Here is a 15,820-nt window from a genome sequence, read left to right on the forward strand (position 1 = left end):
GAATGCGGACATGGCGTCAGGCCGCGGCGTTGGCGGTGCTGCTCGCTTGCATGGCCGGGAGCCTGCAGGCACAGACGCGTGCCTGGCTGGACCGCGACCGGATCGCGCTGGGCGAGACCACCACGCTCAATGTCGAGACCGACGAAGCGGTCGCGGTGCCCGATTGGAGCGGGCTGGCGCGCGACTTCGAGCTCAGCGGGCACACCAGCCGACGCCAGGTCGAGATCCGCAACGGACGCCAGATCGAGCGTGCGCTGTTCGGCGTGGCGCTGCGCCCGCGGCGCGAGGGCCGATTGACGGTCCCGCCGCTGCAGGTCGGGGGGGCGCGCACCGATGCCTTGTCGCTGACGGTCGGTCCGGCGCCGGTGCGCTCGGCCCGCGACGGGGCGGCCGCGTTCGTCGAGGCCGAACTCGAGACCGACACGCCCTACGTGCAGCAGGCGGTCGGCTACACCCTGCGCCTGCACTATGCGGTGCCGCTGGTCTCGGGCCAGCTCGAACAGCCCGAGCCCGAGGGCGCGTCGCTGCAGCGGATCGGCAACGACATCACCTACAGCCGCGAGTTCGAGGGCCGCCGCTACAACGTGGTCGAACGGCGCTTTCTGCTCGTGCCCGAGCGTAGCGGGCCGCTGACAATTCCGGGCGCGCGTTTCGAAGGGCGCGGCGCGGGCGGCGGCTTCTTCGACGATCTGTTCGATCGCGGGCCGCGCCAACTGTCGGCCAATGGCCCGGCGAGCGCGCTGTCGGTGCGCGCGATGCCCGGTACGGCGTCGCAGCCGTGGCTGCCGCTGCGGAACCTGGAACTGCGCTGGCTCGAGCAGCCCGAGCGCGGCCGGGCCGGGGCTGCGACCACGTTGACGCTGGAGGCGACCTTCGATGGCGCGGTCGGCACGCAGTTGCCCGACATCACCTTGCCGGCGCCCGACGGCGCGCAGGTGTTCGCCGAACCCCCGCAGTACGACGAGCGTTTCGACGAGGGACGTCCGCGGGTGCGCATGACCCGCCGCTTTTCGATCGTGCCGCGGGCGGCCGGCCCCTTGCGCGTGGCCGGGCCCCGCGTGGGGTGGTGGGATGTCCGCGCAGGCGCCGCCCGGACCAGCGCGGCCCCGGATCTGCGCCTGGAGGTGGACCCCGGCGGTGGCGACACCGCCGACGTGCAGGCGGTGCCACCCGCGCCGGGTCTGCCGGCCGTCTCTGGGGCGGACGCGGACGGCAGTCGACTCTGGCCGTGGCTGGCCGGCTTGTTCGCGTTGCTGTGGTTGGCGACCAGCGTCGTGGCCTGGCACGGGCTGCGCCGCGCGCGTGTCGGCGCGCGAGGGCTGGTCGCCGCGGTACCCGGCGCGGCTGCGGTGCCGAGGTCGCGGATCGTCGGACCGTCGTTGGCGACCGTGTTGCAGACCGGGGATCCGGCCGAGGTCGAAGCGGCACTGCGCGCGCTGGTCGATCCGCCGGCGGCGGATCTCGACGCGTTGCGGCGTGCGCTCGCCGATGCCGGCCAGCGCGATGCGCTCGCGCAGTGGCAGCGGGCGCGCTGGGGCGAGGGCGACCTGGTGGCGGCGCGCGCCGCGCTGCGCCAGGCCTTCCGCACCGGCGCGGTCGCGGCCGGCCCGGTGGCACCCGATGATGAGGCCGTCCTGCCGCCGCTCTATCCGCGGCGCTGAGGCCCGCTTCCTGCTAGCCTCCGCTGCTTTCCTGCAGCGATCACGCCATGGCCCGTCCGCGCGCATCCGCCCGTCCCCGTCTGCCGCTGCACTGGAAGATCGCGATCGGCTTCGCCGCCGGATTGCTGCTTGGCCTGATCGCCCACTACACCGGCCTGTCAACCTGGGCGCCGGCCGACCCGGCTGCGGCTGCCTGCGCGGTCGCCGAGCCGGGCTGGCAGTGCCGTCCGCTGGTCGCGACGTTCGTGGCCTGGGTCACCGAGCCGCTCGGTACGCTGTTCCTGAGCCTGATCTTCATGCTGATCGTGCCGCTGCTGTTCTCGGCGCTGGTGGTCGGCGTGTCGGAAATGGGCGATGTCGCCTCGCTGGGGCGGATCGGCTGGCGCACGCTGGCCTGGACGATCGTGCTGTCGGGCCTGGCGGTGCTGCTGGGTCTGGTGATGGTCAACCTGTTCCGCCCGGGCGCAGGCGTCGATCCGGCGCTGGCGCAGCAACTGCTGGCCGAGAGCGCGCAGCGCACCGAGGCGATCGTCAGCGACAGCCGCAGTGGGGCCAAGGGCATGGAGATGCTGCTGTCGATCGTGCCGCAGAACGTGGTCGGCGCCGCGTCGGACAACGCCAACATCCTGGCGCTGATGTTCTTCGCGCTGATGTTCGGCATCGGCCTGGTGCTGACGAAGTCCGAGGCCGCGGCCGCGCTCAAGCGCGGCATCGAGGGGTTGTTCGAGGTCTCGATGACGCTGATCGGACTGGTGATCCGCTTGGCGCCGATCGCGGTGTTCTGCTTCATGTTCAACCTGGCGGTGCTGTTCGGCTGGGACCTGCTGGTCCGCCTGGGCGCCTATGTTGCTGTGGCGGCCGGCGCGCTGGCGCTGCACATGCTGGTGACCTATTCGCTGGCGTTGCGCTTGTTCGGCGGTTGGTCGCCGCTGGCGTTTTTCCGGGGGGCGCAGGAAGCGATGCTGATGTCGTTCTCGACCGCATCGAGCAACGCCACGCTGCCCACGGCGCTGCGCGTGGCCGACGAGAATCTCAAGCTGCCGCGCAAGGTGTCGCGCTTCGTGCTGACGATCGGCGCGACCGCCAACCAGAACGGCACGGCGCTGTTCGAGGGCGTGACGGTGATCTTCCTGGCCCAGTTCTTCGGGGTCGAGCTGTCGATCGGGCAGCAGGTGCTGGTGATGCTGGTCTGCATCCTGGGCGGGATCGGCACCGCCGGCGTGCCGTCGGGCTCGTTGCCGGTGGTGGCGCTGATCTGCACGATGGTCGGCGTGCCGGCCGAGGGCATCGGCCTGGTGCTGGGCGTCAACCACTTCCTGGACATGTGCCGTACGACGGTCAACGTGACCGGCGATCTGGGCATCGCGGCGCTGGTGTCGCGCGGTGAAGTCGATGGCCCGGAGCCGCCCGATAGTGTTTGAGGTGGGACCCAACGCCTTGCTCGTTTGATCGAGCGCGAGTCGGCCTTCGGCGATTACTCTGGCTCCGGAAGCAGCGTAGTGCCGTCCGGGGGTTACTCCTCGGCTCGGTCAGTCCGCGCCGCGGTCCGGCCCGGCGAAGCACGCCGGGCGTTTGTGCGGGCTGCGCGGCATGCCGCGCGAGCAGCCCACCCGCACCCATGACTGACTCGCCGCCGCGGACCATTGATGGTCCGCTCTGCCGCAACCCCCGGTCGACACTACGCGCTGAGGGTGAAAGATCACGTCTTCTTTCGAACGGAAGATACTCGTTCTCCACGAAGGCGCAGTCTGAAACGTCGCTGCAGCGGACGGGCGGACGGTGGCCGCGCCGAGCGCGCCATGGACGGCGCGCGCCCGAGTCAAGGCAGGGTGAGCATGGATGGCCTGCGCGGCACTGTCGCGCCTCCATGCGAACGCCACGCGTGCTTCGCGTGGCCGGACGCGCAGCGGCCTTGACCGAGGGGGAAGCGGCTTTTCGGCCGGCAGGCCGATGCCCTTCGGACGCTGCGCTCTCGTCTCAATCGCACAAAAACGCCCGGCGCTGCCGGGCGTTGTTGCGGGACCTGAGCGAGAAGCGCGCTTACTGGAGCAGCGAGCGCAGCATCCAGGCGTTCTTCTCGTGGGTCTGCAGGCGCTGGGTCAGCAGGTCCTCGGTCGGATCGTCGTCGGCATCGTCGGCGACTTCGAGGGCCTTGCGCGCGCTCCGGCAGACCGCTTCGTTGCCCAGGACCAGCTGGCGCACCATCTCGCGCCAATCGGGCGACTTCTCCAGACCCGGCTCTTCCTTGATCGAGCTGAGCTCGATGAATTCGGCATAGGAGCCCGGCGCGTTGTAGCCCAGCGCGCGGATGCGCTCGGCGATCTCGTCCAGCGCGTTCCACTGCTCGGTGTACTGGCCCTCGAACATCACGTGCAGCGCGTTGAACATCGGGCCGGTGACGTTCCAATGGAAGTTGTGGGTCTTCAGGTACAGCGTGTAGGCGTCGGCCAGGAACACCGACAGGTGCTGGGCGACCTGCTTGCGATCCGCGTCGCTGATCCCGATATCGATGGCCGGCGCGGTCGAGCGCGCATCGGGCGAGGCGACGGCGGGCGCCACCGACGAACGCTTCTGGCTGGACTTGGAGGCAGGTTGGGATTTGGCCTTGGCCATGGTCGACGACTCCTGTGGGATGGGATTGCGGCCACAATACGCGGCCTTCGCGATTGAATATGAGACCTGGGGGCGGATTCGCAAGCGTGATGGAGTATTCCAGCGACAACGAGGTGAATGCGGCGTTGAGCCGGGCGCGCGCATCGGTCGATGCCGCCTGTTCGCGCGATCGCGGTCCGCTGCTGGGGCTGTGGTCGCGCTGGCGGCGCACGCCTGGCGACCCGGCCGCGCGCGATGCGTTCGCCAGCCGGCTGCAGGCCTCGGTCGCGCGGCGCGAGGCGCGCGGGCGCAAGCTGCCGCGGGCGACGGTCGATCCGGTCCTGCCGATCGCCGGCAAGGCCGAGGAGATCGTCGCGCTGATCCGGGCGCACCAGGTCGTCGTGGTCGCCGGCGAGACCGGCTCGGGCAAGACCACCCAGTTGCCCAAGCTGTGCCTGGCGGCCGGGCGCGGCGCGGCGGGCATGATCGGCTGTACCCAGCCCCGGCGCATCGCCGCGCGCACGGTCGCCAGGCGCGTGGCCGAGGAGCTGCAGGTGCCGATCGGTGGCGCGGTGGGCTACCAGGTCCGGTTCAATGACAACGTCGGCCCCGACACCGCGATCAAGTTCATGACCGACGGCATCCTGCTGGCGGAGATCGCGTCCGACCGCTGGTTGTCGGCCTACGACACCCTGATCGTCGACGAGGCGCACGAACGCAGCCTCAACATCGATTTTTTGCTCGGCTACCTCCAGCAACTGCTGGCCCGGCGACCGGACCTGAAGCTGATCGTCACCTCGGCGACCATCGACACCGCGCGCTTTTCCGCCCATTTCGATGACGCACCGGTCGTGGACGTCGAAGGCCGAGGCTACCCGGTCGAAGTCCGCTATCGCCCCCTCGGCGAAGAACCGGGGGCAGCGTCGAATGTCGCAGCCGGTGCGAACGGGGCGCCGCGCGGGCAGGGGAAAATCGACGCTGACCCCGGTGTTTCGGTGCTCGACGGCATTCTTGCCGCCTGTGACGAGATCATGGGCGAGCGGGGAACCGGCGACACGCTGATCTTTTTGCCCGGCGAGCGCGAGATCCGAGATACGCACCAGGCGCTCGAGCGCCGTAAGTATCGTCACACCGAGATCCTGCCGTTGTATGCGCGCTTGTCGGCGCGCGACCAGGACCGGGTGTTCAATCCCGGTCCGCTGCGCCGCATCGTGCTGGCGACCAACGTGGCCGAGACCTCGCTGACGGTGCCGCGGATCCATTATGTGGTCGATCCGGGGCTGGCGCGCGTCAAGCGCTACAGTCCGCGGCAGAAGCTCGACCGCCTGCACATCGAGCCGATCAGCCAGGCCAGTGCCGACCAGCGCAAGGGCCGCTGCGGACGCATCGCGCCGGGCGTGTGTTACCGCCTGTTTTCGGAGGCGGATTTTGCGTCGCGGCCGCGCTTCACCGATCCGGAAATCCGGCGCGCGGCGCTCGCTGGCGTGATCCTGCGCATGTTGTCGCTGGGCCTGGGCGGGGACGGCGAGCCGCGTGCCCGGCGCGGCCGGCGCAGTGGCGACGCGCCGCGCCCGGCCGCCGATCCGATCGCCGATTTTCCGTTCGTCGAGCCACCCGATCCGCGCGCGGTCGCCGACGGCTGGCAGCAGCTGACCGAACTGGGGGCGATCGACGACGGTCGCCGGTTGACTGCGCACGGCCGCACGATGGCGCGGCTGCCGGTCGACGCCAAGCTGGCGCGCATGCTGGTCGCCGCGCACCAGCATGGTTGCCTGCACGAGATGCTCGCGATCGCGTCCTTCCTGGGCATCCAGGACCCACGCGAGCGACCGGCCGATCAGCGGGCAGCGGCCGACGCCGCGCATGCGATGTTCGCCGACCCGCGCTCGGAGTTCGCCGGCATCGTCCGGCTGTGGGACGCTTACCGGCAGGCGCATGAAGATCTGACCCAGTCGCAGCTGCGCAAATGGTGCGAACGGCATTTCCTGGGCTTCTTGCGCATGCGCGAGTGGCGCGAACTGCATCGGCAGCTCAAGTTGCAGTGCCAAGACCTGGGTTGGTCGGTGGATGCTTCGGGTGTCTCGCACGTGCCGGCCGAGGACGAGACCGAGAACGCGCGGGCACGTGGGCAGGCTGCCATGCGTGCGCACGTCGCCTTGCATCGCGCGCTGCTCGCCGGGCTGCCCACCCAGATCGGCCATCGCGCCGACCCGGCCGGTGGCGGGCGCCATTCGGGGCAGTACGAGGGGCCGCGCGGACGCCGGTTCCAGTTGTTCCCCGGCTCGCCGCTGGCGAAGAAGCCGCCGCCGTGGGTGCTGTCGGCGACGCTGCTCGACACCGAGAAGGTCTGGGCACTGACCAATGCCGGGATCGAACCGGACTGGGTGATCGCCGAGCTCGATCACCTGCTCTCGCGGCGTCATCACGACCCGCGCTGGTCGCGCGCGCAAGGCCGGGTGATCGGCAGCGAGCAGATTGCCTTGTTCGGCCTGGTGCTCGCGCCCAAGAAGCCGGTGGATTACGGACGGCTGTATCCCGATCAGGCGCGCGCGCTGTTCCTGCGCGATGGCCTGGCGACCGGCGAGATCGACCTGCGCGCGGGATTTCTCGAACGCAACCTGCGCACGCTGGCGCAGGCGCGCGAGGAGGAAGCCAAACTGCGGCGCAGCGGGCTGGTCGTCGATGAGGACTGGATGGCGCAGTGGTACGCGCAGCGCATTCCCTCCGACCTGCTTTCGGCCCAGGCGCTGGATGCCTGGTATCGAAAGGCGCCGGAGGCGGCCAAACGTGCGCTCGAATGGAACCGCGACGACCTGTTGGTCGCAGACGGTGTCGATGCTGACTTGTTTCCGGCATTCATCGCACTGGGCGATGCGCGGCTCGCGGTGGCGTACCGGTTCGAACCGGGCGCGCCCGACGATGGCATGACGGTGTCGGTGCCGCTGCACCTGCTCAATGCGATCGACCCGGCGCGGCTGTCGTGGCTGGCGCCGGGCTTCGTCGAGGACAAGGCGGCGGCGCTGATCCGCAGCCTGCCCAAGGCGCTGCGCCGTAACTTCGTGCCGGCGCCCGATTTCGCGCGCGCGTTCGCCCAGGCCTGGCGCGACGGCGATGCGGATAGCTTCGCCGGCACGCTGGCGCGTTTTCTGCGCAAGCTCGGCGGCGTGGAGATCGCGGCCACGGACTTCGATGAGACCGCGCTCGAGCCGCATCTGCGGGCGAATCTGCGCCTGGTCGATGTCGGCCGCGATCGCAAGGCGCGCACCGTGCTGGCCGAATCGCGCGACCTCGACGCGCTGCGCGCGCGTTTCGGCGAACGGGCCGCGCGTGCATTCGCCGCCCATGCCGCCGATGGGCTGCAGCAGCGCGGCTTGACGGCATTCCCGGACACGCCGGTGCCGGTGTCGATCGCAGGCGCCGGCGGGCTGCCGGCGTATCCGGCGCTGCAGGACGAGGGCGAGAGCGTGTCGCTGGCCGTCCATGCCGACCCCGCGCAGGCGCGGCGCCTGCACCCACAGGGCGTGCGCCGCCTGTTGCGGATCGCACTCGTCGAGCGCGTGCGCCAGGCACGCAAGCAATTGCCGGTGGCCCCGAAGACCGCGCTGTTGTACGCGGCCATCGAGTCGTTGGCGCCGCGTGCGGCCGACCGGCCAGGCGACCGGCTGCGCGAGGATCTGGTCGAGGGCGCGCTCGCCGCGTTGCTCGACGACGGTCTGGAGACGATCCGCGACGTCGACGCGTTCGCCGCGCATCGCGACACGGTCGGCAAGGCCCTGTTCGGCGAGGCGATGGCACGGCTGCAGCGCGCCGAGACGATCCTCGACCTGGTCGCCGAGATCCGCGGGCGACTGGATTCGAAACTGATGGGATGGGCGCGGGCGAACCTCGACGACATGCAGGCGCAACTCGCGGCGCTGGTGCCGCCGGGCTTCCTGCGCGACGTGCCTGCGGCCGCGCTGGCCGAGTATCCGCGCTGGCTGCGCGCGCTGTCGCTGCGCGCCGAACGCGCGTTGCGCGACCCGCAGCGCGATCAGCAGCGCATGCTCGACGTCAAGCCGTTCGTCGACGCGCTGCTCGACGCCGGCGCTCGTGGCCGCGGCGGCGACGCGCAATGGCAGGCGCTGCGCTGGGACATCGAAGAGTTGCGTGTCTCGCTGTTCGCGCAGGAGCTGGGTGCCAAGGGTGGGGTCTCGGCAAAGAAGTTGGCGAGCCGGGTGGCGGCTTTGCGCGCGGCCTGACGCCGCGCAGCGCTCGCATCCTGTCTCCACTGCTTTCCGGAGGGCTGGGCTGGCCGTCGGCGGCGCCGGTGGCGGTCGCGTCACGCCTGCGGCGACAGGCCCGGCCATCTGCAACCCGCTCACGTATCGGGTACAGCCCATGGCCGCCGGGCCCACCTGTATGCGTCATCGCTCAGCTGCTCAGCCCGGCTTGTCCGAACTGGGCGCCCGACGATCCGGTGCACCTGGTCGGTCAGATTCTCGTCCGGGCGCAGCCGTCGATCCGTGTAGCCGGCCTGCCAGATCGAACCGGCGCCGCGGGCGCGCCCGCGGATCGCACGGGCGGTCTGCGACTTGAACGTCTGCACGACCTGCCCGAGCATCGGCACGCGCAGCTCGAACAGCCAATGCACCTGGTCGGGCATCAGGACCCAGGCTTCGGAGCGCAGCCAGCCCTGTCGTTCGCAGGCCTCGATCTCATGGCGCGCGATTCGTGCGTAGAGCGGATCGCGCAGCCAGGGGACGCGGCCGTAGGTGACCGCGGTGATCATGTAGTGCGCGCCTTGCGCGGAACGCGGGAGGGGCTGAGGGCGTGGACTGGCCATGCCAACAGCGTGCATCGCACGCCGCGGCATGCGCATCGGGACTTGCCGCGCAGCGCCCTCCGAAGATGCCGCAGGGCGCGGACGGAAATGTTCCCGACAATTGCATCCGGGCACGGACATGCGGCTCTTGACCGCGCCGCGCGCGAGGCCGCGCTGCTAGGCAGGCGACGTCGTACAGTCGGACTCGGTCAGGCGCCGCGCGCTGCGCTCGGCGCTGCCGAGCGGTGTGTGCTCAGCGCACGCGCTCGACCTTGGCCTGGGTGTTGTAGCCGTCGACCTTCAGCCACCAGGCGCCGAGCATGCCGGGGCGGATGCGCACGCCGACATCGGTGCCACGGGCCCCCGAGAGCGTCGCGCCGTCGATCTGGCGCCAGACCTGGCCATTGGCGAGGGTGTACTGCCGGCCGCTGCCGAAGCCCTGGAAGGCGCCGACGATCGTGCTCTCGATCGGCTCGCGTGCCGGCGCAGATGCGGGCAGCCCGGTGGCGGCGGAGGCGGCCTCGCGGCGGCCTTCCTCGCGGGCCTGCGCGATCCGCGCTTCGACGTCGGTACCCGCCCCCACGGTCGTGGATGCGGCCGGTGCACCGGCCTGGCGGGCCAGCCACGCATTGAGCCGATCGAGCTCGGCGTCGTCGAGCTTGCCCAGCCCGGCGGCGCGGAATTCTGCGGCGCTCATCCGGTCCTCGATCCGGGGCTGCTGCGCGAACGCGGGCAGGGCGGTTGCCAGCGCGGTGGCGATCAGGACGCAGTGAAATGCACGCATGCTCTGTTCCTCGGGCGGGGTCGCGGGCTAGTGTAGACGGTCCTGCGACCGTCCCGAACACGCCATGTCCGAGCCCGCCGGCCCCCTGCCGGATCGTCTGCTGGCGCTGCCTTCCACGGCTGCGCTCGGGCCGGCCCTGCGCGCGGCCTTGCAGGAGGCGGACGCCGCGGCCGACGGCGTGGCCGAGCTCGATGAGACGGTGCTGCAGGACACGCTGGCGTCGCTGGCGCTGCTGGGCGCCGATGGCGACGTGGTCGCCGCGGCGATCGCCGATGCGGTGCCGGTCTGGCGCGAGCCGCTGCGCGCGCGCGTGCCCGCGCTGGTGCCGCTGCTCGACGGTCTGCGCGCCGCGCACCAAGTCTGGTCGCTGCATGCCGAACACGTCGGTAGCGGCAACCCCGAGGGCCTGCGCCGGCTGTTGCTGGCGCTGGTGCGCGATCTGCGCGTGGTGCTGGTGTTGCTGGCCAGGCAACTGGCCCAGATGCGCGCGGCGGTGCGCGCCGACGAGCCGACCCGGCGTGCGCTGGCGCTGCTCACCCGCGATATCCACGCCCCGCTCGCCAACCGGCTGGGCATCTGGCAACTGAAGTGGGAGCTCGAGGATCTGGCGTTCCGCTATCTGCAGCCCGAGACCTATCGCCGGATCGCCGGCTTGCTCGACGACAAGCGCGCGGGGCGTGAACGTTACATCGAGCAGGTGCGCACGCAACTGGGCGACGCGCTCGCCGCGCAGGACGTGCGCGCCGACGTTGCCGGGCGGCCCAAACATATCTACAGCATCTGGCGGAAGATGCAGAAAAAGCAGGTGCCGATCGGCGAGCTCTACGACCTGCGCGCGGTGCGCGTGCTGGTCGACGACGTGCCGGCCTGCTATGCGGCGCTGGGCGTGGTGCACGCGCTGTGGACGCCGATTCCCAGCGAGTTCGACGACTACATCGCCCGGCCCAAGAACAACGATTACCGCTCGCTGCACACCGCGGTCGTCGGGCCTGAAGGCAAGACGCTCGAGGTGCAGATCCGCACGCGCGAAATGCACGAGGCGTCCGAGCTGGGCGTGGCCGCGCACTGGCGCTACAAGGAGACCGGCGGCTCGCAGCGCGCGCCGGCCGGCAGCGCCGCGCTCGAGCGGCGGATCGAATGGATGCGGCGGTTGCTCGAATCGCATACCGACGCCGGGCGGGCCGAAGGCCTGGCCGATGCGTTCGATACCGAACTGGTCGAGGACCGGGTCTTCGTGTTGACGCCAAAGGGCGAGATCATCGATCTGCCGCAGGGGGCGACGCCGCTCGATTTCGCCTATCACGTGCACACGATGGTCGGGCACCGCTGCCGCGGCGCGAAGGTCGACGGCCGCATCGTGCCGCTCGACACCGTGCTGCGGACCGGCGAGCGGGTCGAGATCCTCACCGCCAAACTGCCGTCGCCGCGGCGCGACTGGCTGGTCGCGGCCAATGGCTTCCTCGCCAGTCCGCGCTCGCGCGAGAAAGTGCGCAACTGGTTCCACAAGCTCGATCGCGAACGCAACGTGCAGGCCGGCCGCGAGCTGCTGGAGCGCGATCTGCGCCGGTTGGGCCTGCTGCAGGCCGACCTGGCGCCGGTGCTGTCGCGTTTCAACGCGAGCAGCGTCGACGACCTCCACGTGCTGGTCGCGCTCGGTGATGTGGGGCCGAACCAGATCGGCCGCGCGCTGCTGGAGATCGAGCGCGAACGTCACGCGCCGGCGCAGGACGAGGCGCCGACGCTGCCGCTGCGCCGGCCGCGTCGCGCGCCCAAGGCGGCCGATTCGAGCTTCCGTGTCGTCGGCGTGGACAACCTGCTGGTCCAGGTCGCGCGCTGTTGCCGCCCGGTCCCGGGTGAACCGATCGCCGGCTATCTCACCCGGGCGCGCGGCGTGAGCGTGCATCGTCGCGACTGCCCATCGTTTCTGCGGTTGTCGTCGGGTCAGCCGCAGCGGGTGCTGCCGGTCGAGTGGGGCGAACAGAGTGGCGGTCACGAGTCGGATGTCGTCGTCGAGGCCGTCGATCGCCGGCATCTGCTCAAGGATCTGAGCAACCTGATCGCGCAGGAGGACGTGCACGTGCTGGCGATCCAGAGCGAGCACCACCGGCTGTCGCGTGTGCAGTTGCGGTTGCGCCTGCGGGTCTCGGATTACGGCCAACTGGCGCGACTGCTCGGCAAGCTCGACAGCGTGCCCGGCGTGGAGTTGGCGCGGCGGGCGTGAACGATCGCGACATCGCTGTTCAGCGCGATCTCGCATACTGCGCGGCGTGAACGGCGACGATCTCTCCAACGGACCTGCGCCCGCCCGGCGCCTGGCCGCACGCCCGTGGCGGTCGCTGGCGGCCGACGCGCCCTGGTGGCGCCGCTGGCCAGGGTTCTCGCTGGCGGCGTGCATCGGCCTGGCGCTGCTGGTGTTGGGCGTCCGTGTGCTCGTCGTCGACCGACTGTGGCCCGAGACACGGGTGCAGGCCTTGCTCGACGATGCCGCGCAGGCGGTCGCGGAGGGGCGCCTGGACGCCGGCGACGGTAGCGGCGCGCGGCAACTGTTCGAGGCCGCGCAGGCGCTCGACCCTGACGATGTGCGTCCGCGCGCCGGGCTGTCGCAGGTCGCCGATGCAGCACTCGTCCAGGCTCGAACCGCGGTCGAGGCCCGGCGCTTCGACGCCGCCCGGGCCGCGCTCAAGCTGGCCCGGGAGTTGTCCGCACCGCGCGATGCGATCGCAGCGGTGGACGCGCGACTGCGCGCGCTCGAGGCCGGTGGGACAGCGCCGGAGGTGCTGTTGCGCCAAGCGCAGGCGGCGCAGGCCCTGGGCCGGCTCGATGCCGCTCCCGATGCGGCGCTGCCGCTGTATGGGCGGGTGCTCGCGATCGAGCCGAGCAATGGCGATGCGCTGCGCGGGCGCGACGAGTCGCTGGCCGCCCTGCTCGAGCGGGCACGTGCGCGACTGCGCGACGGCGATCTGCGCGGAGCGGCCGCGCTGGTCGCCACTGCGCGCGATTACGATCCCGGCCACGTCGACCTGCCCGACACCCAGGCCCGCCTGACCGAGGAACTCGATGCACTGCGGCGGCGCGCGGCGGCGCATCTCGCCGACGGGCGCATCGAGCGCGCCGTCGCCCAGTGGCAGAGCCTGCTGGCCTTCGATGCCGAGGACGCCGCCGCGCAGCGTGGGCTGGTCGATGCGGGCGCCGCGTATGCACAGCGCGCCGAGCGCTATGCCCGCGACTTCAACTTCGCCGATGCCGATGCGCAGCTGCGCGAGGCGCGGGCGCTGGCGCCCGACAGCGAGGCAGTACGTGCGGCCGAATCGCGGATCGCGCGGTCGCGCGCGGTGCATGCCGACCGCGGTGCGCAGTTGCCGCCCCAGGAACGCCGACGCCGGGTGGCGACTCTACTGCAGCATGCGGCTGCCGCGCAGGCGCGCGGCGATCTGATGGCCCCTCCGGGCGACAGCGCCTATGACCATGTCCGCGCCGCCCGTTTGCTGGCGCCCGACGATCCGGCGGTCGCCCGTGCCTCGGCCAGGTTGTTGCCCGGTGCCCGGCAATGCTTCGACGCCGGCCTGCGCGCCAACAACCTCGCGCGCGCGCATGCCTGCCTCGACGCCCGGGTGGCACTGGGCGAAGGCGAGCCGGCGGCCCGCGACGCGCGGCGGCGCCTGGCCCAGCGTTGGCTGGCGATCGGCGACGAGCGGCTGGGGGCGGGCAATCTCGCGGGTGCGCAGGCCGCGCTGTCGGCGGCGCGCAGGATCGACCCAGGGGTGCCGGGGCACGCCGAGTTCGCCCAGCGGCTGCGCACTGCATCGCTCAACGGCGATTGATCAGGGCTGCGGGCGGCCCTCGACACCGTCCACGAACACGCTATGGACGGTCCGGCGCGCGGCGTCGAGGGAGAAGTGGCGCCGGACATTGTCCAGGCCGTTTTCCGCGAGCCGGCACCACAGGGCGTCGTCGTCGTACAGGCGCACGACCGCGTCGGCGAACGCGTCGGCCTGGTCGGCCAGCAGCACGTCATGGCCGTCGTGCAGTTGCATGCCCTCGGCCGCGCAGGTTGTCGCGACCACCGGCTGGCCATGGGCCATGCTCAGGTTGACCTTGCCCTTGACGCCGGCACCGAAGCGCAGCGGCGCGACCGCGATGCGGCAGCCGTCCATGTAGGGCGCGATGTCCGGCACGTGGCCATGGATGACGACCCCGTCGACCCGGGCCAGGGCGGCGATGGCCTCGTCGACATGGCCGCCGATGCAGTGGAAGCGGACCTGCGGCAGGCGCGCGCGGATCGCCGGAAAGATCGTGCCGACGAACCACTTCACCGCATCGACGTTCGGCGGATGGCGAAAGCCGCCGACAAAGACCAGGTCCTGCCGCTGCGCGAACGGCCGCCCAGGACCGGCGACCTCGTGCAGGTTCGACAGCAGCGCCACTCGGGCCTGGGGGGCGTCGCGGGCCAGCAGGGCGACCTCGCTCGGGCTCACGACCAGGGTCGTGTCGCTGCGCCCCACGACGTCGAGTTCCTGGTCGCGGGTGCGCTCGGCAGCGCGGCGCAGCGCAGGATCGCCCGACACTTCCGCACCACGCAGTTCGCGCAGGTAGTGCAGGTCGATGGTGTCGAAGATCACCTGCGCCTGCGGTGCATGTCGGCGCACCAGTGGCAGAAACTCGTGCGCGATGTAGTGGCGGCAGAGCATGACCCGCGCGAACCGTCCGCCGTGCGTGCGCATCCAGTGCGCCGCGCTCTTGGCGTAGGGCGCATACCAGACCTCGACACCGATCGCCTGCAGCGCCTGCGTGGCCGCGCCCAGGTGACGGCGGTCGGCCGGCAGGAACACCACGTGCATGCCCGCCTCGCGCAACAGCCGCATCAGGTTGACCAGCCGCAGCGAGGCCGAGTCGCGATCGGGCATCGGGGTCACGCTGTCGATGATCAGCACCTGGGGCACGCCAGCGCGCGGCAGTGGGCCGGCCGCCACCGGATCGGCGGGTCGCTGCGCCAGCACGTGTGCCCAGCGTGCGGCGAATACTGGCTGGTTGCGCGCCTGTGCTGCCTTCATGCCCTGCGACAGATCGGTGCCCGCGCTCGCACCCTCCAGGTGCACGACGCAGGCCTCGGGCTGCATCGCCACGCGCAGCCCAGCTTCGCGCACGCGCAGCGCCAGATCCGCGTCCTCGTAGCCGGCCGGCGCATAGCAGATGTCGAAGCCGTCCAGGCGTTCGAACAAGGCGCGCGGCAACATCAGCGCCGCCCCCGAGACGTAGTCGACGTCGGCGCGGTAGCGCAACTGCGGATGCATCGGGTCGGCGAGCCGGCCGCGGTTCTCGCCGCGACCGTCGCGCACGAGCATCGTGCCTGCTTCCTGCAGGCGGCCGTCGGGATAGACCAGTTGCGCGCCGACGATGCCAGCATCGGGTTCGCGCGCGAAGGTCGCGAGCATCGCGTCGAGCCAGCCGGGCTGGGGAACCGTGTCGTTGTTGAGGAACAGCAGATGGCCCCCGCGCGCCAGCGCCGCGCCCGCGTTGCAGGCGCCGATGAACCCTGCGTTGGCCGACATCACATGCAGGCGCAGGCCGCCGATGCGGGCCAGTGTCGCCGCGCTGTCGTCGGGGCTGGCGTCGTCGACGACGATGACCTCGATCGAGGCCTGCGGCGGGTGCGCAGCGATCGCGCGCAGGCAGGCCAGGGTCTGCGGCAGATGGCCGTAGACCGGCACCACGATCGACACCGCGGGCGCGTCGTGGAGCGGGATAGCGAAGGGGGCGAACGGGCGCAGATCGGGGGGGCGCAGTGTCTGGCGCGCGCGTGGCGCGAACACACCGAACTGCGCGCCGACCCGCTGCCAGGTGGCGCGGAGCCCGCGCATGCGCAGGCTCGCGAGTCCGCGGCGGAACAGGCCGAGCGCCCGGACGACCCGGAAGCGCGCATCGGCCAGGGAAAACGACATGCGTCGGAACTCCAGCTGACTGGTCGGGGAGGCGGCCCGATCC

Annotated in this window: 9 protein-coding genes; 5 read left to right on the plus strand and 4 right to left on the minus strand. The window is 71.4% G+C overall.

Annotation, left to right across the window (positions count from 1 at the left end):
- Positions 1 to 2 precede the first annotated feature (2 nt).
- Positions 3 to 1,661 (plus strand): BatD family protein, encoded by a 1,659-nt coding sequence (locus tag ABE487_RS14220; RefSeq protein ID WP_346452541.1) that lies wholly within the window; start codon positions 3 to 5, stop codon positions 1,659 to 1,661.
- 47 nt (positions 1,662 to 1,708) lie between these two features.
- Complete coding sequence (locus ABE487_RS14225; protein WP_346452540.1) at positions 1,709 to 3,082, plus strand: dicarboxylate/amino acid:cation symporter; 1,374 nt, start codon at positions 1,709 to 1,711, stop codon at positions 3,080 to 3,082.
- A gap of 619 nt (positions 3,083 to 3,701) precedes the next feature.
- On the opposite strand, the gene ABE487_RS14230 is transcribed toward ABE487_RS14225, so the two are convergent.
- Positions 3,702 to 4,274, minus strand: a complete 573-nt coding sequence (locus tag ABE487_RS14230) for a Dps family protein (protein WP_346443054.1) — start codon at positions 4,272 to 4,274, stop codon at positions 3,702 to 3,704.
- An 89-nt stretch (positions 4,275 to 4,363) separates the two neighbouring features.
- On the opposite strand from ABE487_RS14230, the gene hrpA reads away from it, so the two are divergent.
- The gene (gene hrpA, locus ABE487_RS14235; protein ID WP_346452538.1) at positions 4,364 to 8,491 is read left to right on the plus strand and encodes an ATP-dependent RNA helicase HrpA; all 4,128 of its coding nucleotides are present in this window, start codon (positions 4,364 to 4,366) and stop codon (positions 8,489 to 8,491) included.
- Positions 8,492 to 8,610: 119 nt separating this feature from the next.
- On the opposite strand, the gene ABE487_RS14240 is transcribed toward hrpA, so the two are convergent.
- Complete coding sequence (locus ABE487_RS14240) at positions 8,611 to 9,021, minus strand: transposase (RefSeq protein WP_346452536.1); 411 nt, start codon at positions 9,019 to 9,021, stop codon at positions 8,611 to 8,613.
- 286 nt (positions 9,022 to 9,307) lie between these two features.
- On the minus strand, positions 9,308 to 9,838 hold the full coding sequence (locus ABE487_RS14245) for a hypothetical protein (protein ID WP_346452534.1): 531 nt from the start codon (positions 9,836 to 9,838) through the stop codon (positions 9,308 to 9,310).
- Positions 9,839 to 9,902: 64 nt separating this feature from the next.
- Here ABE487_RS14245 and ABE487_RS14250 point away from each other — a divergent pair, with 64 nt between their 5' ends.
- Both ABE487_RS14250 and ABE487_RS14255 read left to right on the plus strand, forming a co-directional pair.
- Positions 9,903 to 12,059 carry a bifunctional (p)ppGpp synthetase/guanosine-3',5'-bis(diphosphate) 3'-pyrophosphohydrolase gene (locus ABE487_RS14250; protein ID WP_346452533.1) on the plus strand — a complete coding sequence of 719 codons (2,157 nt, stop codon included), beginning with the start codon at positions 9,903 to 9,905 and terminating at the stop codon, positions 12,057 to 12,059.
- 46 nt (positions 12,060 to 12,105) lie between these two features.
- Positions 12,106 to 13,659: a hypothetical protein gene (locus tag ABE487_RS14255; RefSeq protein WP_346452531.1), complete on the plus strand. Its 1,554-nt coding sequence runs from the start codon at positions 12,106 to 12,108 to the stop codon at positions 13,657 to 13,659.
- On the opposite strand, the gene ABE487_RS14260 is transcribed toward ABE487_RS14255, so the two are convergent.
- Positions 13,660 to 15,777: a glycosyltransferase gene (locus ABE487_RS14260; protein WP_346452529.1), complete on the minus strand. Its 2,118-nt coding sequence runs from the start codon at positions 15,775 to 15,777 to the stop codon at positions 13,660 to 13,662.
- Between the last annotated feature and the right edge of the window lie 43 nt (positions 15,778 to 15,820).

Origin of the sequence: Luteimonas sp. TWI596 (genome assembly GCF_039674105.1) — a bacterium.
In the GTDB taxonomy this organism is placed as follows: domain Bacteria; phylum Pseudomonadota; class Gammaproteobacteria; order Xanthomonadales; family Xanthomonadaceae; genus Luteimonas.